Below are 26,412 nucleotides of genomic sequence, written 5' to 3' on the forward strand. Positions count from 1 at the left end.
AAAGCGCCGAGACCGGCGCGGCGGCTGCGTTAAGTGGCAGCACGGAGACGAGGCGGCCTGAACAGGCTCAGTCCCTCGAGGCCGTTCAACACGACATCGCCGGCAGACGGCTGGCGGCAGACAATCGCCCGCGTCACCGGCATCGCGGCGGGCGCCGCGAACGTCTGCAAATGCTGCAGGCAATGATCGCCGTGTGCGGGAGCATGGTGCACGGGCGGCTGCACACCCGCATCGGTTTGCAGCGTCGCGACATGCAGCGGAGCGCGGTCATCGCCGGCGGACGCACAATGCACGAACGAGAGCGCCAATGCGCAGGCGATGACGAGCGCCAGCACCGCGCGTCCCGCTTTCGCGGGCGCGGTCCAGTTCAAAACTCGGCTCATCCGACTGTTATAACGTTGCATCGGTGCACGCTTGCGATACCTGCACCTAGCGATCAACGATGGACTTGGCAAGACAGAAGCGGGATTGTGAGGCAATCGAACACCTCGACCCACGCACCCCTCGCGAGAAAGCGAAGCTATGTGGTTACCAATTGCCGCACTGGCGATCGCCATCAACCCCGGCACCGTCCAGGCTCAAGGGTTCAAGGACCAAGGGCGCGAAGACCCTTGGAATCCATTTCACATCCAGGAATTGCCGACCGAAGTGCGTGCGAGCGTTAAAGCCATGTGTGGTGGGACCAGCAGCGCCCTGCACTATTTCGCCACGTATTCACCCGATGGACAGGTGATCCATCTGCATTTTGAGAAATTCAGATGCGACGGGCAGCCGTTATTCTGTAACGCATCTGGGTGCCTGCATCAGGACTATGTGCGGGTCGGACGTTCATATCGGCTTGGCCGAAGCTTCCGCGGACCGGACAACGATTGATTGGCGCCGCGTGGGGCACACGGCTAGCCTTTGCTTTTCGTCAGCCGTTCGACGAACGAATTGTCGATGACGTCGTCATAAGGCACATCGATCTTCAGCGCGCCGATCGTCCGCACCACGGCATGCATCGTGGTCCAGGACTGCCGGCTGATGTCGCCGTCCGGGCTCCACAAGTTGTCGGCATAGGTGCGCTCGAGCGTGGCCTTGAGATCGGCCGGGTTCATGGTCGGAAACTCGCGTGCCGCGATGGCGCGGACACGGTCCGGCTCGCTGAGCGTCGTCTTCTGCGCCTGGATGGCCGCGGCGACGAAGTCGGTGACGAGCTGCGGCTCCTTTTCGATCACGGACTTGGCCACGTTCAGCACCGTGTAAGCAAGCGGACCGAGCTCTTTCGGCGCGTTGTAGAACGGCTCGTCCCACAGGCCCTGGCCGATGCCCTGGGCGATGCCAGGCTCGGAGCCGACGCCGAGGTCGGCGAGCTTCGCCTTGATCGCGACATACGGCGTCGACGTCGGCACCTCGGTGAGATGCACATCCTTGTCCGGATCGAGATTGAACTTCGCCATCAGAACATATCGCGCCACCGAGTGCGGCGAGGTGCCCCGCGGCCCGATCGCGATGCGCTTGCCCTTGAGATACGCGCCGATGTCCTCGCCCGGCTTCGGGCCGGTGCCCTTGGCAGCCATGAAATACACATTGCCACGGTCGACGCAGTTGACGACCGCGCGCAGCTGGCCGCCCTGCGCGCGGGCGAACGCAACGCGTTCAGGACCACCCAGGAATGAGAAGGCCTGACCGGCCAAGGTCGCATTGATCGCGGCGCCGTTCTGCTCGGCGGTCAGCATCTTCGCGTTCAGCCCCGCCTTCTTGAAGTAGCCTTCCGTGATGGCGACGTAGATCGGCAGGTAACTGACCGAACGGGTCGGCTCGGCAATCAGGATTTCGCGGTCTTGTGCGATGGCAGGTCGCGCGAGAAGCGGCGCAGTCAAGCCAGCCGCCGCAGACATTTTCAAGAACGAACGCCTGTGCATCGATACCTCCTGGGCGAAGAAGTTGATCCGAGCAAAAAGCAGGCCAATGGTTTGCGAGCGGCTTCTCCTTCGAGATGAAGTCAATTGTACGCAGGCTGCGCCCCGCTATGGCGCGGCTGCTCCGACGCGGGCGGGTGACCGCCGCAACCGCCGCCACGGTACGACAACCATCACGGCCAAAGCCAGCAGGCCCGCGCCGAAGCCCCAGCGCACGCGCTCGCGTGCCCGCGCGCGCACTTCGGCCATGACGAACTGCTCGCCCTTGTGCATCTCGCCGTAGGACTTCAGGAACGAGGACACGCGCGCCAGCGCGAAATCATCGAGCGCCTCGCCTTCGGTGCGCTTGCGCCGCTCCAGATCGTTGAGCTGCTCGGCCTCGGCGCGATAGCGCTCGGCGTAGGCGCTGGCGTCGAGGTAGGTGGCCTGCTCGATGCGGGTGAAATAGAGCTGCCGCAGCGAAGGCACGGCGTATTCGGCAACGTCCAGAAGCGGCTGATCGGCGCGCGGCGCCGCAGCGAGCTGCACGGCGGAACCGGCCAGGATCGCGGCCACGCCCCAGCGCGCAGTTGCCGCAGCGACACGCGCGGCCTGCCGGCGCCCCGCGGGCCGGAATGCGTAAGCGATCCCTGCGACGACGAGCGCAGCGCCGAACGCGCACACCATCGCGGCGCCAGTCGGCAGATCGAGCACAAACGAGACGGCGAGGCCCGCGGCGCTGGTGAGACTGCCGGTGACCCAGCCGATGGCGAGCTGCCTGCCCTGCGACGATGCGAACATGACGCCGATGGCCGCGGGCACGATGAGAAACGAGAACACCAGCAGCACGCCAGCGATCGCGACGGAGCTCGTCACGACGACGCCGAAGCTTGCGTAGAACACGAACTCGAAGAACAGCGATCCCGCGCCGGTCAGCCTTCGGCGCAGCAGCCAGTGCAAAAGCCCCACCGCGGCGTAAAGCGGCGCGACGATGGCGATCTCATTGAGGCCGCTGGTCAGGATGTTGCCGGTCAGGATCTGCTTCAGATGCTCGGCGCCCTGCGGCGCGCGGTCGATCAGCAGAATGGCCGCGGCCGCGGCCACCACGTAAATCACGCCGATCAGCGCCTCCTGCGGCACGCGGCCGGACCAGGCGCGGGTGAAGGCGAGCAGCACGGCCGCCAGCAGCGTGAACGCGAGCGAATAGCCGTAGGTCGCCCCGCTCTGCGCGGGGTGGCCGAGCATGAACGCGATCGTCGCGCCGAGCGCTGCGATCTGCGCGAGCGCCAGATCGACGAAGATGACTTTGCGGGCCAGCACCTGGATGCCGAAATAGGCGTGGATGCCGACCAGGCAGACAGACACCAGAAACGCCGGCCAGAGGAATGAGAGGGCGTCGGTCATCTTGCCGCCGAAGCCTTGGTGAGCGCGTCGACATTGGCATCGAACAGCGAAATGTAATCGACGGCGTTCGGCAGCGCGCCGACCGAGGCGGCGAGCGTCACGACCGTGGCGCCAGCCTTGCTCGCGACGAAGGCCACGTCACGGTCCGGCTCATGGGGCTCGCGGACCACGAAGCGCACGCCCCGCGCACGCATCATCTCGATGATGCCGGCGAGGTGCGACGGCGACGGCGGCACGCCGGGCTTCGTCTCGATGAAGCCCGCGAAATCCAGGCGGAAGCGGCGCGCGAAATAGGGCCAGCTGTTGTGATAGGCGACGAGCGGAAAGGCCTTGAGCGGCGCGAGCCTTGCCTGCCAACCCGCGAGCTTCGACGCGAGTTTGGCGACAAAGGCCGCGCGGTTGGCCTCGTAAACCGATGCGCCGGCCGGGTCGATGCGGGCGAGCGCTTCGACGATTGTGCCGGTGACGATCTCGGCATTGCCGGGATCGAGCCAGTAGTGCGGGTTGCCGCTGCCATGCGCGTGGCCGTCGCCCGGGCCGACGCTCATGCCGCGCAGTTCCAGCGCCGCGATCGCGAACGATGCATCGACATACGCCGGCCCGCCACGATCGATCTCGGGCCGGCCGGTCTGCGCCAGCAGGCGGTCGAGCCACAGGTCGTAGTCGAGGCCGACGCGCACGACCAGGCGCGCATCTTTGAGGCGCAGCACGTCCTGCGGCCTCGGCTGATACTCCTCAGCATCGAAGTTCGGCGGCACGAGGCTCGTCACCGCGACGCGGTTGCCGCCGACGGCCTCGGTCAGGCTGCGCAGGTCGGTGGTCGTGGTCACGACCTGAAGGCGCTGCTGCGCCAGCGCCGGCGATGCCAGCGCGAGGCACACGAGAATGAGGGCAATACGCGACACGTTCGATCGTGACATGCAGACCGGCCGCATTGGGCAGGGCTAACCTCGCTCTGAGAAACTGACCCCTACCCCGACCCTCCCCCTTGCAGGGGGAGGGAGCGCACCGCCCGGGTTTTTATTACTTCTTGCTCGCGACCCAGATGCTCTTTGGCACGAGGCAATGGACGTTCTTCTCGGTGTCCGAGATTGCGCCCACCCGGCAGTCCATCGCGACGCTGGCGAGACCGTAAGCATCGAGGCGGGCGATCTTCTTCTCGGTCTCGAGGAACTTGATCATGCCCATCGATGCATCGTTCATCGCCTTGTTCAGGTCGGCGTCCTTGGCATGGGCCACGTAGTACTTCGACGTCTCCTTGGTCGGGCGCTCCATGTCCTCCTTGTCGCGCGTGTTCTTCGGATTGAGGCAGTGGATGCCCTTCTTGATGTTGACCACTTGGGAAACGCGGCAATCGGACACGCTCACCATCAGCTTCTCGGCTTGCTCCGCGGGCACGTTGCGCTGCTCGGCGAGGAACTTGACGGTCTGTGCCTTGGCCTGCGCCCAGGCCTTGTTCAGGTCCTGGTCGAAGCCCATCGTGATCCACGACTTCGCGGTCTCGATCCGCGGGAAGTCGAGCGGCTTGCCCTTGATGACCTCGACCGTGATGTTGAACTCCTTGTAGGCGGTCTCGATCGCGGTCAGGTTGACCTCGCCGTTGCCCTGGCCGGCGTGCGAGTCGCCGGTCCACAGCAGCGCGCCCGCCACATGAACCGGCACATAGAGCGAGCTGCCGGCGACGAAGTCGCGGATGTCCATGTTGCCGGCGTATTCGCCCGGCGGCACGCTTGAATAGCGGCCGGGCTCTTTGCGCGCGACGGCGAGCGTGCCCGGGAACGGCTTCAGCGGCAGCACGATGCCGGGCAGGAACTCGGTCTGCATCTTGTCCAGATCGAGATAGAGATATTTGACCTGGCCGTCCGCATAGACGTTCGGGAATTGGCCGAACATTCCCGGCACGTTGAAGTTCGTCGCGTAAGAGCGCGGCACGATCTTGTTGAGCGTGACCTTGAGCACGTCACCCGGCTGCGCTTCCTCGATGTAAATCGGCCCCGTCAAGGTGTGCGGACCGCGGCCCGGAAAATCGGTGCGCAGCTTCTTGATCTGCTCGATCGTCGCGCCCGGCACCACCTGGTTGTGGCTGTGCATCATGGTTTCCAGCGCGATGGTGTCGCCGGAATGCACGCGCAGCACCGGCGGCTGCGCGTTATCAAACCAGCCCCATTGCGTGGTCTCGAGCGTGGCGGGCAGAACGTGCACCTTCTTGCCGTTCGGCAGATCGAGAACGCGGAGCTTGGGATCGGCCGCAGCCTGTGCCGGATAGCCCGGCGTCGTGATGGTGGCGGTCGGTGGGAATGCGGGCGCGGCAGCCGGTGCGGGAGCAGGCGCCGGGCTTGGCGCGGGAGTCGGTGCAGGATTCTGCGCAGGACTTTGTGCAGTGTTCGGCGTCTGTGCGAGCGCCGCAGTGGCGATGACCAGCGCAACGCCGGCACCAAGTGCAATGGGATAAGCCTTTCGCTTCATGAGTACTCTCCCCGATTGGCAGCATTCCTCGGCCGCAATGAGGTTATGCTATCCACGATTGCATTGGCAATTCAGGGCGCCGGGGCACACGCCCCGTGGACCGCGCTTTTATCGGCCGGCCAGCGGCCAGGCGCCATCCCAGTCCGAGGGCGGCGGATTGGCCTGCAGGCTCTCGATCCGCTTCAACAACGCCAGCGACGGGCCATCAGCCGGAACCGCCGCGAGCGCGGCGTTGAAGCTTCCCCGCGCGTCATCGAAGCGGCCCCCCCGATAAGCGGCGAGGCCTTCGGCGTAGCGGCTTTGCAGCACCGACTGCTGCTCGCTCAACCCGCCTTTGACGCCCATGATCTCAAACACCGCTTGCGGCTGGGACGAGCCAGCGACAAAGAGCCGGTCGATCTCGCGCAGTTCGATTGCCGCCTCCGCGGCGCGCGCGGTCGCTTCCGAAACCAGCACATGACTGCCGTAGATCTTGTTGGCGGGCTCGAGACGCGCGGCGAGATTGACCGTGTCTCCCATCACCGTGTAGCTCATCATGAACTCGGAGCCGATGCTGCCGACCAGCGCCTCGCCGGTGGCGATCCCGATCCGGATGTCGAGATGCATCGGAATGTTTCGCACGCCGAGCAGTTCCGGCAATTCCTGGCGCAACGCGCCGAGATTCGCGACCATGTCTCGCGCGGCAAGACAGGCCAACCGGGCCTGATCCGCCTCATCGACGAACGGCGGTCCCCAATAGGCCATGATGGCGTCGCCGATGTATTTGTCGATGATGCCTTGGTGATTGTGGATCGGCTCCGACATGATCGACAGATAGCGATTCATGACTTTGACCAGCCCCTGCGGCGTCATGCCTTCGCTCAGCGCCGAAAAGCCTTTCATGTCGCAGAACATCACGGTCATGATCCGGCGCTTGCCTTCGGTGGCGAGCGTGGGCTGATCAATCAGACCTTTGACCACCTGAGGGTCGATGTATTTGCCGAAGGTCTGGCGGATTTTCTCATTGTGCCGGAGCTGCTCGATCATGCGGTTGAACGCGAGCGACAGCTGCCCGATCTCGTCCTGCGTGGTGATGCTGATCGACCGGTCCAGGTTACCGGCCTCGACGTGACGCGTGCCTTCGAGCAGCAGTCGGACCGGGCGGGTGATGCCGCTCGAGACCAGCATTGCGAAGATCAGGCCGATGATCGCGGCGAGCGCGGTCACGACGACCGACACCACAATGGTTTTCTTCTGATCGGCAATGACCTTGTGTGCGCTGGCGAGCACCTGGGCGCCCATGTCATTGCGGATGGTGTCGATCTTGCCGATGAATTCATCACGCAGCGCATCGATCAGCGCCATGCGTTGCCGTGCGCCGTCGAAATTCTGCCCATCCAGCGCTCCGATCAACTGGGACGATTCAACGCTCATGCGAGCGATGACGTCGTGGGTGGCAAGATCAACACGAGTCTCGATGCGCGCCAGCGCCGCGTTGTCCGACGGCGTGCGGGGGTCTTCGATGATCGAGATGATCAGCTTGCGCGCGGCTTCAGTGTGTTTCTCGACCTCGGGCCCAAGCTCCTGAAAATTTTTCAAACGCGCGGCATAGCCCGCCTGATCCGGCGGCGTTTGCATCTTCGCGATCATCAGCCGGCGAAGCGCAAGAGCGCGCTCAAGCGAGAGGACATTGGCCTGTGAGAGATGGGCGTAAGCTGGAAGGTACTTGTTGGTAAGCTCATCGAGCAGGAGGCCAACCCTCGACGCCATGAAAATCGACAGCACCGAAGTGACGATCATCAGAACGATCAGGCCGACCGCGATGCCGACGATCTTTTGGCGAATGGAACGACTGAACATCAATTCGATTTTTAAAAAGCCGCGGCAGCCCCTCGCCCACCGCTAAAACCGAATTCTATGCGGAACCGGTGCAACTTGATAGCCCGGATCGCCCGCGTCGCCTCAAACGCAGGTCGCTGGTTTTAACCGCAGCGTCGGAGCCATGCTACCGGCGCGCAGGGGCGGGCTGGGGCGTATCGGCATCTTGCGGCACCACCAGCGTGTAAACGAGGCAGGTGTCGGCGTGCACAAAGCCGCCGCTCTCGTAGAGCCTGCGCGCGGCATTGTTGTGATCCACATTGAGGAAGACGAGCTGGGACCGCCGGCGTTGCGCTTCGGCGATGATCCCGGCCATCAACGCGCGGCCGACGCCCCGGCGGCGAAACTCCGGCTTCACATAGATCGACTGGATGTAGATCGGCACCGAAGGCCAGCCGGCCATGGGCTGCTCGTTGAAGATCGCCATTCCAACCGGATGACCGGCCAGTTCCGAGACGAGCGCAAGAAACCGCGACTCCGGGCCGAAGAAATCGCGCTCCCAGCGCGCAGGCGTATCATCGAAAAAGAAAGCCGCGTCCTCGGCCGCGGCCATCTGCGTCTTCATGCCGATGAGAAGCGGCACATCCGCAAGTCGGGCGGCGCGGACATCGACCGGCAATGACGGCCGTTCGCGCGATGAAAGCGAGGTTTGGGAATCGGGTGTGTGGCGAGCGGGCGACAACGACGAACTGACCGCGGAAACCGCCATCGGACGTCTCCAGCGATGCCGCTGCATCGCAATGGTAGCCGTCGCCCTGTCCATCCGTATGGCAGGGCCCGGTTAAGAAACCGTGATGCGGAGTTTATGCCGCAGCGAGACAGCCGCGTCAGAACTTCATCAGGTCTTTTGCCACGGTGATCGGACCCGTGAAGTTCTTCTTGGCTCCTTCCACGTATCGCGCGAAATCGTCATTCGGATTCGGCGACGGACTGAGATGCGTCATTACCACCGCCTTCACCCCGGCCTTTGCGGCGAGCTTGCCGACCTCCTCGGGCGTGACGTGTTCCTCGTGCATGTGCCGGATCCAGCCTTCCTGCTCGGAGGGCGTCTTGGCCTGCCACGCGCCGGCCTTCTTCATCAGCGCGATGACATCTTCGGTCTCGGTGACTTCGGTGACCAGCAGGTCGACGCCTTTCGCAAGCTCCGCCACCGGCTCCGACCAGCCGGTGTCGCCGGTGAACAGGAACGAACGGCCCGGCGTGTCGAAGCGATAGGAGAATGATTTGTACTTGCCGTAAGGCGGCGTGCCGGGCTGGAAGTTGAAGTGCGTGTTCTCGACCACCGTGACCTTCACGTTGGCGTCCTGAAACACCACACCCGATGCGATGTCGTGGCCCTTGAAGGTGTCGGCCATCGGCCGTTTCTTGCCCTCGGCCCAGCGGATCTCGGCGTTCGGCGTGAGATATGCGAGCGCGCCCTTCACCAGCGCTTCGACGCCGCCGCCGTAGATGTCGACGGGCTCCGCGCGCTGATACTCCCACTGGCTCACCATCAGCGTGGCGAGGCCTGCAGTATGGTCGCTGTGCGGATGGGTGATGAAAATCTTGCCGACCTTACGGAAATCATTGCCGGACTGCACCACCCGAGTCGTGACGCCGCCGCCCGCGTCGATCAGATAGAGCTCCCCGTTGACGACAAGGAGATTGGACGATTGCATCCGATCGCCTCGCGGCAGCGGACCGCCGGCGGTGCCGAGCGTGATGAGTTGGGCTTGTGATGGCGGGGCGCCCTGCGCGATGGCGCTGGTGGCGAAGGCGAGCGAAGCCGTCAGCAGTCCGAGACATGCTTTCATGTGATCCTCCCCATTTTTTAGGGAGCGTGCACCTTTCGCGGTGCGCTGTCACTACGCCCAAACGAGGCCCTCAGGACGAGGGCGGTGAGAGGTCAGCCTCCATCTCGCGCCGTCGCCAGGCCCAGATCGCGAACATGATCGCCGTCACGGCGGCAAGGCCGAACCAGGTGATGGCGTATTGCAGGTGCTCGTTGCGCAGCAGCACCTTGAGCACGGATGGATGCGGCACGCCGCCGGGCGGCACCGGGTCCTCCATCTCGATGTAGAACGGCGCGACCTTGCCCCAGCCCTGCGCCTGCGCCATCGCGAGATGATCGCGCGCGTACCAGGTGCCTGCACTGTCGCGACCCGGCGTGAACCACGAGGGCTGTTCGGGCCAGCGCAGGACGCCGACGATCTCCTGAGTGCTTGCTTCGGCTGGCGGGTAGTTCTTGTCCGGCGTGAAGCCGCGGTTGATGACGATGGTCCCGCCGCCCGACAGCTTCGCCGGGCTGAACACGAAGAAGCCCTGCCCCTTCACGTCATCACGGATTTGCGAACCGCTGGTGTAGACCAGCGCATCCTGCGCTTTGCCTTGCGCGTTCTGGAATTGCACGTTCAGGCGCACGCGGCGGAATTCCGCGTTGCCGGCATCGAGCCCGCCCCAATCGGCCGGGCCCGGCAACTCGGCCGGCTGCGCCTCGAGCCGCCGTGTCAGCATGTCGATCAGGCCTTCCTTCCAGGCTTTGCGCTCGATCTGCCAGGTGCCGAGGCCGATGAACACCACGAGCGCGGCAAGCGTCATGACGGCGGGAATCAACAAGCCCCTGCGCTTTTCCAGCACGCTTAGGATTCCTCTTACATAAGACGGCCGTAAACGGCCTTTCGTTACACAAGACGGCCGTGAACGGCCTTTCGTTACTCAAGACGGCCGTGGACAGCCTTTGCTGCTCAAGGACTGCCGTCACCGGCCTTTCGTTCCAGGCGCCCCTCAGCGGCCTTGTTCCAAAATTGCAGGGCGATGAGCAGACCTTTGAGCGCGCGCAACGGCCATAATGTGGTGACGAGGATCAACGGTCCCCAGAGCACCGCATGCACCCAGAACGGCGGCGCGTATTTGAACTCGACGACCAGCGCGCAGGTGACCACGACGAAGCCCGCGAACAGCACCACGAACACCGCAGGCCCGTCGCCGGCGTCGATGAACGCATAGTCGAGCCCGCAGGCATCGCATGACGGCTTCAGCGTCAGAAAGCCCTGGAACAGCTTGCCCTTGCCGCAGCGCGGACAGCGGCAGGCCAGGCCGCTGAGCATCGTCTGAATTTGTGAGCGATCGAATTCGGCCATCCGCAAACCTCCAAAAGACAAAGGGGCAGCTTGTGAGCCGCCCCTTTGCATTCGATTGACGGCAACCGCGTCAGTGATGCGCGAGCGGCGTGCCGGCGCCCCAGACGTAGATGCAGGCGAACAGGAACAGCCAGACCACGTCGACGAAGTGCCAGTACCAGGCGGCGAACTCGAAGCCGAGATGCTGCGTCGGGGTGAAGTGGCCGCGATAGGCGCGGATCAGGCAGACGATCAGGAACGTGGTGCCGATCAGCACGTGGGCGCCGTGGAAGCCGGTCGCCATGAAGAAGGTCGCGCCGTAGATGTGGCCCGAATAGGTGAAGGCGGCGTGCATGTACTCGTAGGCCTGCACGCAGGTGAAGGTGGCGCCGAGGATGACGGTGAGCCACAGGCCGTTGACCAGGCCCTTGCGGTCGTTGTGCAGGAGCGCGTGGTGCGCCCAGGTCACCGTCGTGCCCGAGGTGAGCAGGATCAGGGTGTTGAGCAGCGGCAGGTGCCACGGATCGAAGGTGCCGCGGAACGAGGTGTGGTCGGGGCTGGGCGCCGGCGGCCAGACATGGCCAAGCAGGTCGCCGCGCAGGATCTGATGGGTGTCGGCCGGGAACAGCGCGACGTTGAAGTAGGCCCAGAACCAGGCGACGAAGAACATCACCTCGGAGGCGATGAACAGGATCATGCCGTAGCGGTGCGAGATCTGCACCACGCGGGTGTGGAAGCCCTCGTGCTCGGCCTCCTTGATCACGTCACCCCACCAGGCGCCCATGGTGTAGAGCACGCCGATCGCGCCCACGCCGAACACGAACGGCGCGAACTCGTACATGTGGTGCATCCAGCCGATGGCACCGACCGCCATGATGAAGGCCGAGATCGAGCCGATCGCCGGCCACGGGCTCGGATTGACCAGATGATAGTCGTGTTGCGGTTCGGTGTGGGCGTCGGCCATTTCGGTCTCCGTTCAATCCTCGTCTCGTGTCGCCGGCTTCATCCGTCCGGCCGGCTTTAGCTCTTCGGCCGCGCGGGCGGCGCGCCGTCCGCCACCGGCCGCAGCGGCTCGCGCTGCTGGAAGAAGGTGTAGGACAGCGTAATAGTGTTGGTGTCGGCGTTCTCGTTGTCCTTGAGCATCTCAGGATCGACGTAGAACACGACGGCCATCTCCCGCTTCTCACCGCCCTTCAGGGTCTGCTCGGTGAAGCAGAAGCAATTGATCTTCTGGAAGTAGGACCCCATCGTCAGCGGCGTGACGTTGTAGGCCGCCGACGCGGTGATCTGACGCGCGGTCTCGTTGACCGCGAGGTAGTGGACGGTGACGACCTCGCCGATCCGCACCTCGATCGAGCGCTGCTCCGGCTCGAAGCGCCAGGCGAGGCCGGGGCCGACATTGGCGTCGAAGCGCACCGTGATCTTGCGATCGGAGACGGTGCTGGGAATGCTGGTCGCGACCTGGGTCGTGCCATTGAAGCCGGTGACCCTGCAGAACCAGTTGTAGAACGGCACCGCCGCGTAGGCTGCCCCGACCATAGCGGCCACGCACAGCCCGCAGGCCATGGCGACGATCTTGTCGCGGCGGCGAAGCGGTTGGGTGGGTTCGTTCGGGGTCATTGCAATCTCAAAGTGGCCGAATCAGAACGGCCGGCCCTTTGACCAGGGTCACCGCCCAAATCAAGACAACAAACGCGCCAAGGGCGAGCGCGATGGCGATCGAGCGCGCGCGACGGCGACGCAGTTGCTCCTCGGTGAGAACGATGCCCGGCTCGTTCGGCTTTTCATCCATCGCCACACTCATGCGAAGACCCGGCCGAAGGGCAATCCGAACTGCGAACCGCCGATACTGTGTTCGACCAGAAGGATCAGGAACAGCGCGAACAGGTAGAGAATCGAAAAAGCGAACAGCTGCTTCGCAGTCCTGTGCGAAGGCTTCTGGCAGAGCCGCAGCGCGAGAGCGATCATCATCACGCCGCCCGCGATGGCGGCGAGTCCGTAGGACAGGCCGGCGTAGCCGAACAGCCAGGGCAGCGCCCCGACCGGAGCGAGCAGCACCGAATAGAGCAGAATCTGGCGGCGGGTCTCTGCCGCACCGGCGACCACGGGCATCATCGGAATGCCGGCGCGCTTGTATTCATCGACGCTGTAGAGCGAAAGCGCCCAGAAGTGCGGCGGCGTCCAGACGAAGATCACGAGAAAGAGGAGGAACGACTCAAAGCCGATGCCGCCGGTCGCAGCCGCCCAGCCGACCATCGGCGGAAACGCGCCGGCCGCGCCGCCGATGACGATGTTCTGCGGCGTCGCGGGCTTGAGCCACATCGTATAGACCACGGCATAGAAGAAGATGGTGAAGGCGAGCGCGCCAGCCGCGACCCAATTGATCATCAAGCCGAGGAAAACGACCGAGAAGCCGGCCAGCACGATTCCGAAAGAGAGCGCTTCGCCGCGGGTGACGCGGCCGGCCGGGATGGGGCGCTGCTGGGTGCGCTTCATCACCGCGTCGATGTCGGCCTCGTACCACATGTTGAGGGCGCCCGCGGCTCCCGCGCCCACCGCGATGCAGAGCAGCGCGAAGAAGCCGAGCACCGGATGCAGATGCACCGGCGCCACCACCATGCCGACCAGCGCCGTGAACACGACCAGCGACATCACCCGCGGCTTCAGCAGAGCGAGGTAGTCCCCAACGTCGGCCATGCTCGGCTCGGCGTGAGAAACCTCGCTCGTCAGCGAAGGCGCGAGTGTTGCGCTGTCGGTCGTGAACGACATCAGCTGGCCTTACTCGATCCCGTCACTTGATTCTGGGCAGTTCGTTGAACTGATGGAACGGCGGCGGCGACGACAGCGTCCATTCCAGCGTGGTCGCACCCGGACCCCACGGATTGGCGGCAGCCTTCTCCTTGCGTGAGAACGCCACGAACATGCCGATCAGGAAGATCAGGAGGCCCACCGAGGAGATGTAGGAGCCGACCGACGACACGTAGTTCCAGCCCGCAAACGCATCCGGATAGTCAGCGATGCGGCGCGGCATGCCGGACAGACCCAGGAAGTGCTGCGGGAAGAAGATGATGTTGACGCCGACGAAGGTCGTCCAGAAGTGCAGCTTGCCCCAGAACTCCGAGTACATGTAGCCGGTGATCTTCGGGAACCAGTAGTACCAGCCGGCGAAGATCGCGAACACGGCACCGAGCGACAGCACGTAGTGGAAGTGCGCGACGACGTAGTAGGTGTCCTGCAGCGAGCGGTCGACGCCGGCATTGGCCAGCACGACGCCGGTCACGCCACCGATCGTGAACAGGAAGATGAGACCGACCGAGAACAGCATCGGCGTCTTGAACTCGATGGAGCCGCCCCACATCGTGGCGATCCAGGAGAAGATCTTCACGCCGGTCGGCACCGCGATCACCATGGTGGCGGCGATGAAGTAGGCCTGCGTCGCCGTCGACATGCCGACCGTGTACATGTGATGGGCCCAGACCACGAAGCCGACGCCGCCGATCGCGACCATGGCATAGGCCATGCCGAGGTAACCGAAGATCGGCTTGCGGCTGAAGGTCGAGATGATCTGGCTGATCATACCGAAGCCCGGCAGGATCAGGATGTAGACCTCCGGGTGGCCGAAGAACCAGAACAGGTGCTGGAACAGGATCGGATCGCCACCGCCCGACGCGGTGAAGAACGTCGTTCCGAAGTTACGATCCGTCAGCAGCATGGTGATGGCGCCGGCGAGCACCGGCAGCGACAGCAGCAGCAGGAACACGGTCACCAGGATCGACCACACGAACAGCGGCATCTTGTGCAGCGTCATGCCGGGCGCGCGCATGTTGAAGATCGTGGTGATGAAGTTGATGGCGCCGAGGATCGACGAGGCACCGGCGATGTGCAGCGCCAGGATGGCGAAGTCGACCGCCGGGCCCGGATGGCCGGTGGTGGACAGCGGCGCGTACATGGTCCAACCGGCGCCGACGCCGGGCGAGCCCGGCTCGCCCTCGACGAAGGCCGAGGTGATCAGCAGCGCGAACGAGGCCGGCAGCAGCCAGAACGAGATGTTGTTCATGCGCGGGAACGCCATGTCCGGCGCGCCGATCATGAGCGGCACCATCCAGTTGCCGAACCCGCCGATCATCGCCGGCATGACCATGAAGAAGATCATGATCAGGCCGTGCGCGGTGGTGAACACGTTGAACTGGTGCGGGTCGTGGAACACCTGCATCCCCGGGAACTGCAGTTCCATACGGATGGCGACCGACATCGCGCCGCCGATCACGCCGGCGCAGATCGCGAACACCAGATACATCGTGCCGATGTCCTTGTGGTTCGTCGAATAGACGAAGCGCTTCCACCCGGTCGGGGTGGGGTGCGCATGATCGTCATGTGCGTGATCGCCGTGTGCGTGGTCGTGAGCCGCTGTAGCCATCGTCAGTTCCTTAAGACCTGTCGTTATCGCCCGCTATGTCGTCTTCTTCGCAACGCTCGTTGCCGCTGCGACTATTTGGCCGCAACCTGGTTCGGCGACCGCACGCCGTCGATCGCGGCATACTTCTTCTTCGCCTGATCGAGCCAGGTGGCGTAGTCCTTCTCGCTGACGACCCGAACCTGGATCGGCATGAAGGCGTGGTCCTTGCCGCACAGCTCCGAGCACTGGCCGTAGTACACACCCTCGCGGGTCGCCTTGAACCATGTCTCGTTCAGCCGGCCCGGAATGGCGTCGATCTTGATGCCGAATGACGGCACCGCAAAGGCGTGAATCACGTCGGCGCCGATCACCTGGACGCGGACGATCTTGTTCACCGGAACCACGATCTCGTTGTCGACCGCGAGCAGCCGCGGCTGCTCGCACTTGGTGCGCGCCTGATCGCAGGCCAGCAGCGAATCGAACTCGAAGTTGCTGTCCGGATAGGCGTAGCTCCAGTACCACTGCTTGCCGGTCGCCTTGATGGTGAGATCCGACTGCGGGATCGTGGTCTGCAGGAACAGGAGCTTGAACGACGGCACCGCGATGCAGACCAGAATGATGACCGGGAGCAGCGTCCAGGCCACTTCGAGCAGCGTATTGTGGGTGGTGCGCGACGGGCTCGGGTTGGCCTTCGCGTTGAAGCGGAAGATGCAGATCAGGAGCAGCGCCAGGACGAACAGCGTGATCAGGGTGATGATCACCAGCAGCCAGTTGTGGAACCAGGTGACGTATTCCATCACGGGTGTGACGGCTTCCTGAAAGGTCGTCTCCCACGGGGACGGCTGACCGGCAGCGGCGAAGGCCGTATCGCCGATTGCAAGTCCGGCCACCATCACAGCCGCGAGCGCGGCCAACCGCTTAAGCACCAGCATCGTCGTCATTGCTCCTTCGACGAAATCGTCGTGACGCGTCCTTGCCGCACCGGGAGGCCTCTTTGCAGATCAAGACCCGCTCCCGAGGACGGCGCCCAGATGGGCAGCGCGGCTCGGCGGCGGTGCGGCGGGAGGGGGTTTCCCGGGCTTCTCAAACCATAATTCCGGCGCAGTCGCAATGTGCCTGGACGCCGGTCGGGCGCGACTTTCTGGATATTTCGCATATGTGACGATCCGGTCGCTGAACCCTTGCAAGTCCAGTGCTTTGCGGGGTCAGAACAGCACCCCGAAACAGCGTCCGGGCGACGGCCTTGTGCACATCGGCGCTCACGAGGACGTACGGCCGGTAGCTCAACCCGGCACAGCGATGGTATCCAGGTTCCGGCGATTCGAAGGCAGCGCCCCGAAGTTGCAACCTCTGAGAACAGAATTATGGGCAAAATCGGCCAAGGCTTAGTTCGGCTGCTTCCAATCGTGGCCCTGGTGGCGCTCTGGCCCGCCGGGCCCGCATTCGCCCAGGGCTCGGTCAAGTCGATCCACAACGACTGGCAGGTCCGGTGCGACACTCCGCCCGGCGCCCAGGGCGAACAATGCGCCCTGATCCAGAGCGTCACGGCGGAAGACCGGCCCAATATCGGCCTCACCGTCATCGTGCTGAAGACCGCGGACAAGAAAACCCGGCTGATGCGGGTGATCGCCCCGCCGGGCGTGCTGCTGCCGTCGGGCCTGGGGCTGAAAATCGACAATGCCGAGGTCGGCCGTGCCGGCTTCGTGCGCTGTGTGCCCAACGGCTGCGTTGCCGAAGTGATCATGGACGACACCCTGATCGGCAAGCTGCGCAGTGGGCAACAGGCCACCTTCATCATCTTCCAGACGCCGGAGGAAGGCATCGGCTTTCCGATCAGCCTGAAGGGCTTCGGCGAGGGCTTTGACAAACTGCCCTGAGGCTTCCGATCATCGGCCCCGGCCAATCGAGCCAGAAATCGAGCAAGGGGCTTGGAAGTGAACATCGGATTTATCGGCCTGGGGGCCATGGGCGAGCTGATCGTCCCGAGGCTGATGGCGGCCGGACACACGGTCACCGGCTGGAATCGGTCGCGCGGCAAGGCCGAGGCCTTGATCGCAGCCGGGATGAAATGGGGCGACACGACCAAGGCCGTGGCCGCCACATCCGAGATCGTGTTCTCGATCGTGACCGATTCGGCGGCCGTCAAAGCCGTGGCGCTCGGGCCTGACGGCATCGTGGCCGGCCTGCGCCAGGGCGGCATCTATATCGACATGAGCACGATCGAGCCCGACGCAAGCCGGGAGGTCGCGGCGCAATTCGCCAAGGCCGGCTCGATCATGCTCGACGGCCCGCTGTCGGGCAGCCCCGTGACCGTGAAGGCCGGTCAGGCCTCAGTCATGATCGGCGGCGACGAGGCGGCGTTCGAGCGGGCCAAGCCGGTGCTGCTCGCGATCGGCCCCAAGGTCACGCGGATCGGCGGCAACGGCCTCGCCTGCCAGATGAAGATCGCGGTCAATCTGCTGCTGATGGTCGAGGTGATCTGCTTCGGCGAAGCGGTGGCGCTCGCCGAGAAGGGCGGCGTCGGGCGCGAGGTTGCGGTGGATGCGATCCTCAAAAGCGTCGCGGCGTCGCCGGTGCTCGGCTATCGAGGCCCGTTCATCATCGACGGCAGGATGCCGGCGGTGCCGCTCGCCGATGTGACGCTGCAGCAGAAGGACATGATGCTCGCGCTCAACCTCGGCCGAAAGCTCGGCAGCCCGGTGCCGCTCGCGGCCGCCGCCAACGAGATGATGAACGCCTGCCGCGGGCTCGGCATCGACGCCAACGATTTCGTGGTGGCGCACCAGGTGTACCGCCGGCTGGGTGGTCAAGAATCTGGTGGACAGGATTCTGGAGGACAAGCGTGACGACAGGCAAAGGCGAAAAGATCGGCTCCGCACTGGCCAAAGCCGTGAAGGCCGCGACCGGCATCACGGCGGCGACCTTCGGCGGCAAGATGTTCCGCACCAACATCCGCGACGTGCCGAAGGTCGAAGGCCTGAAGCGCGACGACGGCTGGATCGACATGCAGGTGCAATTTTTGATCGATAAGAGGTCTGCCGGCGCCGGTCACGTGGTCGGCTGGACCGTGCTCAAGCCCGGCGCGAGCCACGAGCAGCACCTGCATCGCAACTGCGACGAGTTCTTCATCGTGCTGAAGGGTCACGGCCACATCATCACCGACAAGGGGCTGGAGCCGTCCGGCGAAGGCGACGTGGTCTATTCGCCGCGCGGCGTCTGGCACGGCTTCAACAACACCTCGAACGAGGAGGTGGTGCTGGTCTGGGGCTGGATGGGCGCAGGCTCGATCGAGGACTCCGGCTACGAGAATCCGCCCGGAGGACACAAGCCGTAATGAGCGCAACGCTCGACGATCCACGCATCGCCGCCGGCATGCGCGCGCAAATGGACTTGCGCAAACACCGCTTCAACGAGGGCGCGCGCCAGGTCGGCTGGAAGGTCGGTTTCGGCGCGCCCGCCGCCATGCAGAAGCTCAAGCTCACGGCGCCGGTCGTGGGATTCATATTGGACCGCGCCATGTTGCCGTCCGGCGGAACGGTGTCGCTGTCCTCCTGGCAGAAGCCCGCCGCCGAGGCGGAGATCGCGGCTTACATCGGCCACGATCTCCCGGCCACCGCCAACCGCGATGACGTGCGGCGCGCCGTGGTCGCCATCGGGCCTGCAATTGAACTCGCCGACGTCGACAGTTCGCCGGACGATGTCGAGGGCGTGCTCGCAGGCAATATCTTCCAGCGCCACGTCATCCTCGGCCAGCGCGACATCATGCGCCAGGGCGCAAGGCTTCAAGGTCTCAAAGGCCGATTGACCCGCAGCGGTGAGAACGTGCCGGTGCCGGCAGATCTTCAGACCAACACCGGCGACATCCTCAATGTCGTGCGCCACGTCGCCGACGTCGCGGCCGCGGTCGGCGACGGGCTGCGCGCCGGACAGTTCGTCATCTGCGGCTCGCTGACGGCGCCGATGCTGCTCGAGCGCAGCGACACCCGCGTCGACTTCGCGCTCGAGCCGATCGCTCCGATCTTGGTGAACTTTACGGAGTGACGCCAGTCTCTCTACCCTATTTCCGTTGTTTTCCCGGCGAGCCTCCGGCTGGCCGGTCTAAAGCAGCTGGGCGTTGTGAACACTTCGGTAGAACGAAAGAACGCGCGCCAGGGTCTGATTCAACTTCGTTGAATTTAGACCCGTCGCTTCTTGCTCTTGTTTGAGCATGATGTTTTCCGAAAACCGCTTCACGCTTTTCGGGATCGTGCTCCAGACCAGCCTGATCGCTACTCCGCTGCTTCAGAGCAGATGCCGATCGGCTCGATGTCACGTTTGCGCCCGGTGAGCTTGAAGGCGTGAAACTGCCGCTTGGTGGTCGGCCCGGTCGAGGTCGTGATGTCGCCGAGCGGCGTCACCTCGCTGTAGAAGCGCTCGAGCCTGGAAACCACCGGGCAATACGTGACGAACAACACCGGCTCCTGCGCCGATGAATCCATCGCCCGTGTCAGATCGAACTGATGATCGGGAATCTTGCTGACCGGCCAGGACAGCGCGCGCACCGGCTCGTCGCGGAGATAATAGATCTCGGCCGCGGTCTCGGCGCGCCCCTCGGATGCCACCGTGCGCGCGCCGGTCGCACGCGCGAGGTCCGCGGTGCGAAGCCCGAGGCTACGCCAGCCGAGCGTGCGTTGATAGATATCGCCCCTGGCGCCCAGCGCCGGAATGTTGATGCGGGTGGCGAAGGCATCACTGACGATCAGCAGGGCCTGCATGAACAGGCCGAGCGTAATGGTGCCGCGCAGCCAGTGCTTCCAGCCGAAGCGGAACCACCACGCCACCGCGAGCACCGTCATCGATATCACCGACGGCGCCGCCCAATTGCCATTGGCGCCGCGCACGAAGGACAGTGCCGTGACGAGCAGCAGCGGCGGGATCGCAAAGGCCAGCATCAATTTGTCTTGCGGCGTGACCCGCGGACCGAGATGCCGCGCGACAATCCAAAGAAACGAGGCGAACACCATCGGTCCCATCACGGCGAACTGCGAGCCGATGAAATCGCCGGCGCCGGTCCACCGGAAGCGGAAGCCGTCGCCCGAGATGTTGTCGCCGGTGTGCTTGAAGGTGAGAAAATCGTGGGTGGCGTTCCAGTAGAGATTGGGCAGCAGCAGCGCCACGCCGATGAGCAGCGCGATCCAGATGTGCTTGCGCTTCAGCAAGGCGCGGGCGTCGCGGTCGTAGATGCAGGCCCAGGCCACGCCGAGCAGGAAATAGATCATGGCATATTTGGAAAGCAGACCGAGCCCGAACGACACGCCGAGAACGAGCGTCCAGCGCCAGTCCGGCTTCGACATCAGATGCAGATAGGCGAGCAACGCCGCGGCCCAGAAGAACAGGAGCGGCACGTCGGTCGAGATGATTCGCGATGAGAAGCTGAGACCGATGCCCAGTGCGAAGGCGAGCGCAGCCCACGCCGCCGGCTGGCGGCCGTAGAGCCTGTCGGCGATGGCATAGACCAGAAGGCTCGTGCCCAGATGAATGAGCGGCGAGCCGAGCCGCACGCAGGCCTCGCTGCTGCCGCAGATCGGATCGGTCGCGGCGATCACCCAGGCCAGGAGCGGCGGCTTGGAGAAATAGCCGAAGGCGAGTTCCCGCGACCAGGTCCAGTACTGCGCCTCGTCGAAGAACAGATCGACCACAGAGAAATGCAGGCCGATGATCCGGACCAGGGTCAGCGCGACGAGCGCCGTCAGCACGTGGGTAAAGGTCAGTTCCGGCACGATCGGACGCGCTGCTGCGACGCCGGCCAGGCCCGGAAAATGCGCCGACGCGCCGGCGATATTGTCCGAACTCACCCGTGGTGCTCCTCAATTCCGGAAATCAGGCCCTTGAGGCGGGTTTGTACGCCAAATCCGGTCGAAAGAAACCGCCAGATTCGCGATAGCGATCTACGCCTTCGTTCGTGCGCGCCGGCGCGCCTGGAACTGTTCGAGGTTGTCCTCGGTGCGCGGTGTACGCGGCCAGCGATAGATGCAGCCGTACAGGAGCCAGACGATCAGGGCCGTGAACACGCCGGCAAAAACAATGTCTGTGGCAAAATGCCCGGCGGCCGCCATCCGCACCACGCCGATGGCGGTGCCATAGACGACCACCGCCACGATGGCCACCGGACGCCACGGCATGGGCGCGGCCGCGGCCGGCGCCAGCAGCGCGTAGGCGCCCGCGGCCTCACCGGAAACGAAGGAACAGTTGCCGTCACATTCGCCGCTGAAATCCCACCACTGCACGAACCGCTGCGTGCCGCCGAGTTCGACGACGGCGGCCGGCCGCGGCCGGCCGGAATGTGGCTTCAAAATGGTGTTGACGAGGAGCCCCGGCGCAAGTGCGAACGTGAAGATGACGAGGAGCGAGGTGCGCAACGACATCAGCGTGCGTTGCTTTGGCCGGATCAGCTTGATGACGAGCGTGCAACCGGCGACGATGCCGAAAGCGCTCGAGAGCGCGACATTGCAATCGCGCACAGTGTCGAACCATGGATAGAACGGCGCAAGCGCAGCTCTCACGCCCGGCGTCAGAAACCAGGCGGCGAACTGCAGATCGAGCGCCGGGTCGATCCAAACGGCTGCGGCCGCGATACCTCCGGCCAAAACGATCAACAGCCCTGCGAACGCCATCAGCCGTGTTCCCCGGTACGCCGGCACGACGGCCGCGGGCACGGCAATACACGAAGTCTTTGGATGTCCAAAGGGGCTGTCCTGACGGCGCCGGGCTTCTTATTTAAGATGGCGTACGACTGGAGCACCCCATGAATCCCAACGCCTCCCTCCTCGACCGTGCCGGCCTCGACAAGGCCCGCGTCGGCAAGCTGATCGACCGCGGCCTCGAAGGCGCCGACGACGGCGAGTTGTTCCTCGAATACAAGCAGTCCGAGATGCTGGTGTGGGACAACGGGCGCCTGAAGCAGGCGACTTACGACACCAACCAGGGCTTTGGGCTTCGCGCCGTCAAGGACGAGGCGGTGGGCTACGCGCACGCCTCGGAGGTGTCGGAGGGGGCGATCGCGCGCGCCGCCGATGCCATCCGCGCCGTCAAGGGCGGCTATTCCGGCCAGTATGCCGCAGCTCCGGGCCGCACCAACGTCAAGCTCTACGGCGACGAGAACCCGCTCGAGGCGCCGGGCTTCGACGCCAAGGTGAAGCTCCTGGAGACCATGGATGCCTATGCGCGCGCAAGGGACCAGCGCATCAAGCAGGTGACCGCAAGCCTTGGCGCATCCTGGCAGGTGGTCGAGATCGTGCGGCCCGACGGCCAGACCTATCGCGACATCCGGCCGCTGGTGCGAGTCAACGTGTCCGTGGTGGCGGCTTCGGGCGACCGGCAGGAGACCGGCTCCTACGGCTATGGCGGCCGCGAGGGCTACCTGCGTTTCATCGAGGGCAAGACCTGGGAGCACGCCGTCGAGGAAGCGGTGCGGCAGGCACTGCTCAATCTCGATTCGATCCCCTCGCCGGCCGGCGAGATGGATGTGGTGCTCGGCGCCGGCTGGGCCGGCGTGATGCTGCACGAAGCTGTCGGCCATGGCCTCGAAGGCGACTTCAATCGCAAGAAGACCTCCGCGTTCGCCGGCCTGATGGGCCAGCAGGTCGCCGCCAAGGGCGTGACCGTGGTCGACGACGGCACCATCCAGAGCCGCCGCGGCTCGCTGTCGATCGACGACGAAGGCACGCCGACCAACCGCACCGTGCTGATCGAGGACGGCATCCTGGTGGGCTACATGCAGGACCGGCAGAATGCACGGCTGATGGGCATGAAGCCGACGGGCAACGGCCGCCGCGAGAGCCACGCGCATGTGCCGATGCCGCGCATGACCAACACCTACATGACCGCAGGCGACAAGGATCCGGGCGAGATCATCGCGTCGGTGAAGAACGGCTTCTTTGCCGTCAACCTCGGCGGCGGCCAGGTCGACATCACCTCGGGCAAGTACGTGTTCAACGTCACCGAGGCCTACAAGATCGAGAACGGCAAGATCGGCGCGCCGCTCAAGGGCGCGATGCTGATCGGCAACGGACCGAGCGATCTCAAGCGCGTCACCATGGTCGGCAACGACATGAAGCTCGACACCGGGGTCGGCACCTGCGGCAAGAACGGCCAGGGCGTACCGGTCGGCGTCGGTCAGCCGACCCTGCGCATGGACCGCATCACGGTCGGCGGGACGGGTTAAGGCTTGGTTCAATTGGCCAAAACGGAACTTGCATCGTGAACGGCCGAACGTGAACAGGCCGCCCGCGATTGGTATGAGGCCAACAAGGTCGCGGTCGACTCGATCAACAAATTCATCGAAAGGCACGGAATTTTGGCGAGTCGACTTCGCTATCGACCCGGCCGTGGATAGTACGGCTTTCTACCTCACAACGCCGGACACGCAGCACGGCTTGCGGACCGGACGCGTGATCTTCTCCTTGAGGTAGCAGCGCGCCGCGCTGCCGACATAGCCAGAGCGCGCGTAGGTCCACGCCCTGCAGCGGTTGTCGTCCTCGCAGGCCTTCTTGCAGGCCTCGGCGCTGGGCGGATTCTGGATGTCGAAATTCTTGTAGTCCCCGCCGGAGCGGTCGATGGAGGTTTCCAGCGGCCCAGGCCGGTTCTCACCGAGCCCGCCGCCTTTGACGCCCGACACGCAGCAGCGATTTTCTTTGGGCTGTGTCACCTGATGCTTCAGCCAGCAGGTTGCGGCGTTGGCGCCGCCGATCGCAGCCGTGTTGGGATAGGAGAAGGTCCACGCCCGGCAGCGCCCGTCGCGGTCGCAACGCGCGGCGCAGACCGCAGGATCGGCCGATTGCACCGTGAAGCGGATGTAGTCGCCGCCGGGCCGATCGAAGCCCTGCTGCGCCTCGGCAGGAACAACGATTGCGAAAAGCGCCAGTGCCGCGACCATGAAGGCGCGCACGAGGCTCAACAGACCGCCGTGTAACAATCGCGCCAAGACGTTCGCCTTCGAGTGCATGCGCCCACCATCATTTTAGTGAAGGCCCGATGCAGTGGCGAGTGCGATTGCGTAACCGATTGTCGCTGTGGGAATCGTCCTGACAAAAAGAAAGCGCCCGCCGGGGGCGGCGGGCGCTGCATCCGGAGGCGGGAGGGGAAACCGCTGGTCCGGACCCTGGCCGATGGGAGGATCGGCCAATCCGTAAATTCGTTCAGACCAAATGGCGTCCCGACCGCTTGGCGGCGGGATAGCTGAGCGTCAGCCGCGCCCGGAACAAGACGGCCTGATGCTGCGACGTCGCCACGCGGCCATGACGCGCGCGGCGCTCGATGGCGCGACGGGCGAGCAACTCGCTCGGGTCACGCCACAGCGGACCGGCATAAGCGTCACGTAGATCGCTGCGGTGGAGCCCGATATCGGCAAGCATGCGGTCATCGAGATCGGCCAAGCGGAAGGAGTCGCGCCGGTTCTTCATCCGGTCGGCGAATTCCTTGAGGCCCTGGCCGATCCGGCCGGCCAACGCCGAAAGCGCCTTGATGGCGGGCGACGCCGTGGCAATTCCGAGGGATGTGATCGCAGGCATGGTCAGTCTCCGAGAAGTTCAGCCCGGGAAGCGGAAAAGGCACCCGTGCGGGCCGCCGCATCGCTGCGGAGCCTCCCGGGGACCCACCCATTTCCTCTGGACGGCCTAATCTCGCAGAATCCCATTGATAAGTGAAACGAATGTTTTTAATATGACCAATCATCCATGCTGATGAATGGCCGACCCGGACGCGGGATCTGGCCCCGGGAGGCGGCCATGAGCGCCCTGATCGACGTCGACCAGTTGCGGACCTTCATCGCAATCGTGGAGACGGGAAGTTTCACCAAAGCCGCCGAGGTGGTCCACAAGACTCAGTCGGCGGTGTCGATGCAGATGAAGCGGCTCGAAGAGCGGCTCGGCAAACCGGTCTTCGCCCGCGACGGCCGCGCCTCCAAGCTCACCGAGGACGGCGACCGGCTGCTCGATTACGCACGGCGGATCATCAAGCTCAACGTCGAGGCGCTGGCCGCCTTCGACGACAAGGAATTGTCCGGCCGCGTGCGGCTCGGACTGCCGGATGATTACGCCGACCGTTATCTGCCCGAGATCATGGCGCGCTTCTCGCGCGCCTATCCGGGCGTGGAATTGACGGTGCTGTGCCAGCCGTCGGTCGATCTTGTCGAGCTGATCGACTCCAACGAGCTCGATCTCGCGATCATCACCGACTGCGGATCGTCGCGCGCGTCGGAGGTGTTCCGGCGAGAGCGGCTGCTGTGGGTGACGTCGAACCGGCATTCGACACATCTCGAAGAGCCGCTGCCGCTCGCGCTCGGCCGCACCACCTGCGGCTGGCGCCGCGCTGCGATCGAATGCCTCGAAACGATCGGCCGGCCGCATCACATCGCCTACACCAGCGCCAATGCGAGCGCGGTGGCGTCGGCGGTGCTATCGGGGCTGGCGATCTCGATCTGCCCGGAATCCGGGCTGCGGCCCGGCATGCGCGTGTTGAGCCCGGCGGACGGATTCCCAGAGTTGCCGCCCTGCCGCGTCGGCCTCATCCGCAATCCGCACGAAGCCTCGGCGCTGGCCGATGCGTTGGCCGAGCACATCATCTCGTCGCTCGACAACCTGTCGGAAGCAGCGCAAGCGGCGGAGTAATCGCCGGTCTCGTGTCCCGGGCGCAGCGCAGCACGAAGTGATGCGCTGCAGACCCGGGACCCCAGTTACTTTCCTTTCGTGAAACACAACCGGGGTCCCGGATCAGCGGCGCACCGTTCGCTTCGCTCACGCTACACCGCGTCCGGGACACGTGCGGATAGAGCGCGCTCTACCTTTCTAGCTAGCTTGCGATTTCAGCCGCCGTTGCACCGAGCAGCTTCACCAACTCCTGCGGCGCCATCTCGATCTGCAAGCCACGCCGCCCGCCATTGAAGATGATGGTCGGATGCGCGAGCGCGGGCGCATCGATGAACACGCGCGCCCGCTTGCGCTGGCCGAGTGGCGAGATGCCGCCGACATGATAACCGGTGATGCGCTCGGCCTCGGCGGCGGGCAGCATCGCGGCATCTTTCGCGCCGGCCGCGGCGGCAAGCTTCTTCAGGCTCACCTCGCGGTCGCTTGCGATCAGCACGCAGACCACCGCGCCGCCGGCTTTCGCCATCAACGTCTTCAACAGCCGCGCCGGCGAGACCCCGAGCGCATCGGCCGCCTGCATACCGATCCTTTCGGCATTGGGGTCGTAGTCGTACTCATGGAGCTTGAACGCGATCCCAGCCTTCTCCAGCGCCGAGGTCGCGGGCGTGCCCTTGGCCATGACGAAAAAT

At 64.6% G+C, this 26,412-nt stretch carries 28 protein-coding genes and 1 pseudogene; 8 read left to right on the forward strand and 21 right to left on the reverse strand.

The genetic code is table 11. From position 1 onward, the window contains the following. Nucleotides 1-29: 29 nt before the first annotated feature. The gene (locus RHPLAN_RS34290; RefSeq protein WP_157100669.1) at nucleotides 30-383 is read right to left on the reverse strand and encodes a hypothetical protein; all 354 of its coding nucleotides are present in this window, start codon (nucleotides 381-383) and stop codon (nucleotides 30-32) included. A gap of 139 nt (nucleotides 384-522) precedes the next feature. On the opposite strand from RHPLAN_RS34290, the gene RHPLAN_RS39995 reads away from it, so the two are divergent. Further along, entirely contained in the window at nucleotides 523-873 is a 351-nt protein-coding gene (locus tag RHPLAN_RS39995) for a hypothetical protein (protein ID WP_157100670.1), read from the forward strand. 23 nt (nucleotides 874-896) lie between these two features. On the opposite strand, the gene RHPLAN_RS34295 is transcribed toward RHPLAN_RS39995, so the two are convergent. From RHPLAN_RS34295 to coxB, 15 genes are all read right to left on the reverse strand, one after another. Continuing rightward, nucleotides 897-1,904: an ABC transporter substrate-binding protein gene (locus RHPLAN_RS34295; RefSeq protein ID WP_084246158.1), complete on the reverse strand. Its 1,008-nt coding sequence runs from the start codon at nucleotides 1,902-1,904 to the stop codon at nucleotides 897-899. Between the two features lie 105 nt (nucleotides 1,905-2,009). Beyond that, nucleotides 2,010-3,284, reverse strand: a complete 1,275-nt coding sequence (locus RHPLAN_RS34300; RefSeq protein ID WP_068028352.1) for a metal ABC transporter permease — start codon at nucleotides 3,282-3,284, stop codon at nucleotides 2,010-2,012. Further along, nucleotides 3,281-4,189 (reverse strand): metal ABC transporter substrate-binding protein, encoded by a 909-nt coding sequence (locus RHPLAN_RS34305; RefSeq protein WP_198164621.1) that lies wholly within the window; start codon nucleotides 4,187-4,189, stop codon nucleotides 3,281-3,283. Before RHPLAN_RS34305 ends, RHPLAN_RS34300 begins: the two co-directional genes overlap by 4 nt. A gap of 118 nt (nucleotides 4,190-4,307) precedes the next feature. Then, nucleotides 4,308-5,750 (reverse strand): acetamidase/formamidase family protein, encoded by a 1,443-nt coding sequence (locus RHPLAN_RS34310; RefSeq protein ID WP_068028355.1) that lies wholly within the window; start codon nucleotides 5,748-5,750, stop codon nucleotides 4,308-4,310. Between the two features lie 108 nt (nucleotides 5,751-5,858). Next, on the reverse strand, nucleotides 5,859-7,589 hold the full coding sequence (locus RHPLAN_RS34315; protein ID WP_068028358.1) for an adenylate/guanylate cyclase domain-containing protein: 1,731 nt from the start codon (nucleotides 7,587-7,589) through the stop codon (nucleotides 5,859-5,861). 145 nt (nucleotides 7,590-7,734) lie between these two features. Continuing rightward, complete coding sequence (locus RHPLAN_RS34320; RefSeq protein ID WP_198164622.1) at nucleotides 7,735-8,316, reverse strand: GNAT family N-acetyltransferase; 582 nt, start codon at nucleotides 8,314-8,316, stop codon at nucleotides 7,735-7,737. A 118-nt stretch (nucleotides 8,317-8,434) separates the two neighbouring features. Beyond that, nucleotides 8,435-9,400: an MBL fold metallo-hydrolase gene (locus RHPLAN_RS34325; protein ID WP_068028362.1), complete on the reverse strand. Its 966-nt coding sequence runs from the start codon at nucleotides 9,398-9,400 to the stop codon at nucleotides 8,435-8,437. A 70-nt stretch (nucleotides 9,401-9,470) separates the two neighbouring features. Further along, a complete protein-coding gene (locus RHPLAN_RS34330) occupies nucleotides 9,471-10,199 on the reverse strand; it encodes an SURF1 family protein (protein ID WP_068028365.1) in 729 nt (242 codons plus the stop codon). 131 nt (nucleotides 10,200-10,330) lie between these two features. Beyond that, the gene (locus RHPLAN_RS34335) at nucleotides 10,331-10,726 is read right to left on the reverse strand and encodes a DUF983 domain-containing protein (RefSeq protein WP_068028368.1); all 396 of its coding nucleotides are present in this window, start codon (nucleotides 10,724-10,726) and stop codon (nucleotides 10,331-10,333) included. Nucleotides 10,727-10,796: 70 nt separating this feature from the next. Continuing rightward, complete coding sequence (locus tag RHPLAN_RS34340; RefSeq protein WP_068028373.1) at nucleotides 10,797-11,669, reverse strand: cytochrome c oxidase subunit 3; 873 nt, start codon at nucleotides 11,667-11,669, stop codon at nucleotides 10,797-10,799. 56 nt (nucleotides 11,670-11,725) lie between these two features. Then, nucleotides 11,726-12,325, reverse strand: coding sequence for a cytochrome c oxidase assembly protein (locus tag RHPLAN_RS34345; RefSeq protein WP_068028376.1), 600 nt, complete (start codon nucleotides 12,323-12,325; stop codon nucleotides 11,726-11,728). Between the two features lie 7 nt (nucleotides 12,326-12,332). Then, nucleotides 12,333-12,509 (reverse strand): cytochrome c oxidase system small membrane protein, encoded by a 177-nt coding sequence (locus tag RHPLAN_RS34350; protein WP_068028379.1) that lies wholly within the window; start codon nucleotides 12,507-12,509, stop codon nucleotides 12,333-12,335. Continuing rightward, nucleotides 12,506-13,474, reverse strand: a complete 969-nt coding sequence (locus RHPLAN_RS34355) for a heme o synthase (RefSeq protein ID WP_084246164.1) — start codon at nucleotides 13,472-13,474, stop codon at nucleotides 12,506-12,508. Before RHPLAN_RS34355 ends, RHPLAN_RS34350 begins: the two co-directional genes overlap by 4 nt. A gap of 22 nt (nucleotides 13,475-13,496) precedes the next feature. Next, on the reverse strand, nucleotides 13,497-15,122 hold the full coding sequence (gene ctaD / locus RHPLAN_RS34360; protein ID WP_068028380.1) for a cytochrome c oxidase subunit I: 1,626 nt from the start codon (nucleotides 15,120-15,122) through the stop codon (nucleotides 13,497-13,499). Between the two features lie 71 nt (nucleotides 15,123-15,193). Beyond that, entirely contained in the window at nucleotides 15,194-16,033 is an 840-nt protein-coding gene (gene coxB / locus RHPLAN_RS34365) for a cytochrome c oxidase subunit II (protein WP_068032286.1), read from the reverse strand. A gap of 432 nt (nucleotides 16,034-16,465) precedes the next feature. Between coxB and RHPLAN_RS34370 the strand changes: the two genes are divergently transcribed. The 4 genes from RHPLAN_RS34370 to RHPLAN_RS34385 are packed head-to-tail and all read left to right on the forward strand — an operon-like array spanning nucleotide 16,466 to nucleotide 19,142. Continuing rightward, nucleotides 16,466-16,978 (forward strand): invasion associated locus B family protein, encoded by a 513-nt coding sequence (locus RHPLAN_RS34370; protein WP_068028381.1) that lies wholly within the window; start codon nucleotides 16,466-16,468, stop codon nucleotides 16,976-16,978. Between the two features lie 57 nt (nucleotides 16,979-17,035). Next, nucleotides 17,036-17,947: an NAD(P)-dependent oxidoreductase gene (locus tag RHPLAN_RS34375; protein WP_157100671.1), complete on the forward strand. Its 912-nt coding sequence runs from the start codon at nucleotides 17,036-17,038 to the stop codon at nucleotides 17,945-17,947. Then, nucleotides 17,944-18,435 carry a cupin domain-containing protein gene (locus tag RHPLAN_RS34380; protein ID WP_068028389.1) on the forward strand — a complete coding sequence of 164 codons (492 nt, stop codon included), beginning with the start codon at nucleotides 17,944-17,946 and terminating at the stop codon, nucleotides 18,433-18,435. Before RHPLAN_RS34375 ends, RHPLAN_RS34380 begins: the two co-directional genes overlap by 4 nt. Next, nucleotides 18,435-19,142, forward strand: a complete 708-nt coding sequence (locus RHPLAN_RS34385) for a fumarylacetoacetate hydrolase family protein (RefSeq protein ID WP_068028392.1) — start codon at nucleotides 18,435-18,437, stop codon at nucleotides 19,140-19,142. Before RHPLAN_RS34380 ends, RHPLAN_RS34385 begins: the two co-directional genes overlap by 1 nt. 227 nt (nucleotides 19,143-19,369) lie before the next feature. Here RHPLAN_RS34385 and RHPLAN_RS34390 read toward each other — a convergent pair whose 3' ends face one another. Together RHPLAN_RS34390 and RHPLAN_RS34395 are read right to left on the reverse strand one after the other, a co-directional pair. Further along, a complete protein-coding gene (locus RHPLAN_RS34390) occupies nucleotides 19,370-20,935 on the reverse strand; it encodes an ArnT family glycosyltransferase (RefSeq protein ID WP_068028395.1) in 1,566 nt (521 codons plus the stop codon). Between the two features lie 93 nt (nucleotides 20,936-21,028). Continuing rightward, entirely contained in the window at nucleotides 21,029-21,754 is a 726-nt protein-coding gene (locus RHPLAN_RS34395; RefSeq protein WP_157100672.1) for a phosphatase PAP2 family protein, read from the reverse strand. Nucleotides 21,755-21,885: 131 nt separating this feature from the next. On the opposite strand from RHPLAN_RS34395, the gene tldD reads away from it, so the two are divergent. Together tldD and RHPLAN_RS41125 are read left to right on the forward strand one after the other, a co-directional pair. Then, nucleotides 21,886-23,304 carry a metalloprotease TldD gene (gene tldD, locus RHPLAN_RS34400; protein ID WP_068028401.1) on the forward strand — a complete coding sequence of 473 codons (1,419 nt, stop codon included), beginning with the start codon at nucleotides 21,886-21,888 and terminating at the stop codon, nucleotides 23,302-23,304. 60 nt (nucleotides 23,305-23,364) lie between these two features. After that, a pseudogene (locus RHPLAN_RS41125) lies at nucleotides 23,365-23,475 on the forward strand (type II toxin-antitoxin system CcdA family antitoxin); the annotation flags it as partial. Nucleotides 23,476-23,484: 9 nt separating this feature from the next. Here the strand turns inward: RHPLAN_RS41125 and RHPLAN_RS34405 are convergent. Together RHPLAN_RS34405 and RHPLAN_RS34410 are read right to left on the reverse strand one after the other, a co-directional pair. Next, a complete protein-coding gene (locus tag RHPLAN_RS34405; RefSeq protein ID WP_237179974.1) occupies nucleotides 23,485-24,063 on the reverse strand; it encodes a PAN domain-containing protein in 579 nt (192 codons plus the stop codon). Nucleotides 24,064-24,277: 214 nt separating this feature from the next. Next, the gene (locus RHPLAN_RS34410) at nucleotides 24,278-24,649 is read right to left on the reverse strand and encodes a DUF1127 domain-containing protein (RefSeq protein ID WP_068028404.1); all 372 of its coding nucleotides are present in this window, start codon (nucleotides 24,647-24,649) and stop codon (nucleotides 24,278-24,280) included. Between the two features lie 216 nt (nucleotides 24,650-24,865). Between RHPLAN_RS34410 and RHPLAN_RS34415 the strand changes: the two genes are divergently transcribed. Continuing rightward, a complete protein-coding gene (locus tag RHPLAN_RS34415; protein ID WP_084246166.1) occupies nucleotides 24,866-25,747 on the forward strand; it encodes a LysR substrate-binding domain-containing protein in 882 nt (293 codons plus the stop codon). Nucleotides 25,748-25,928: 181 nt separating this feature from the next. On the opposite strand, the gene ybaK is transcribed toward RHPLAN_RS34415, so the two are convergent. Continuing rightward, nucleotides 25,929-26,402 carry a Cys-tRNA(Pro) deacylase gene (gene ybaK, locus RHPLAN_RS34420; RefSeq protein ID WP_068028406.1) on the reverse strand — a complete coding sequence of 158 codons (474 nt, stop codon included), beginning with the start codon at nucleotides 26,400-26,402 and terminating at the stop codon, nucleotides 25,929-25,931. Nucleotides 26,403-26,412 lie beyond the last annotated feature (10 nt).

The sequence above is a fragment of the Rhodoplanes sp. Z2-YC6860 genome (assembly GCF_001579845.1).
Lineage (GTDB): Bacteria > Pseudomonadota > Alphaproteobacteria > Rhizobiales > Xanthobacteraceae > Z2-YC6860.